The following is a 372-nucleotide window of genomic DNA, read 5'->3' as shown; positions in this document are numbered from 1 at the left end:
GTGCTTTCGTGGTTTCCCGCGGACTTTGGTAATCGGCCAAATGAGCTTCACATCAACCGGATACACCTTGAGGTGCCGAGGGATGCCGACGGCCCAGGCCAATCCGCGTTCTGTTAGCCCTTGTCGAAATGGTGCGCTGAGCCCGTATCCTGCATCCGCCAGCACACATCCAAAGCGCACGTTGGCTGCCATCGCTCGATCAACCTCAGCCAAAGCGATTTCTGGCTTGGATCTTGCCGTTCGGTGTTCGATCGGCACCCGAGCACGCATCAAACGAGACACATTGCCTGTCCAACTCTCGGGCAGAAAGAGACGCAATGCGACCATCACGGGCACTTCGCCGCGCGCAAGGGTCAGCGACACCAGCGTTTG

The 372-nt window shown here is 58.6% G+C and carries 1 protein-coding gene; it reads right to left on the bottom strand.

Going from position 1 to position 372, the window contains the following annotated elements:
- Positions 1-372 (bottom strand): transposase (locus I6F36_RS39480; protein WP_225173348.1); only part of this gene is annotated, 372 nt, incomplete at both ends.

Origin of the sequence: Bradyrhizobium sp. BRP19, assembly GCF_020194195.1 — a bacterium.
Taxonomy (GTDB): domain Bacteria; phylum Pseudomonadota; class Alphaproteobacteria; order Rhizobiales; family Xanthobacteraceae; genus Bradyrhizobium; species Bradyrhizobium yuanmingense.
Note: the sequence above shows the minus strand (reverse complement) of the source record. Positions and strands in the feature narration are given on the sequence as shown.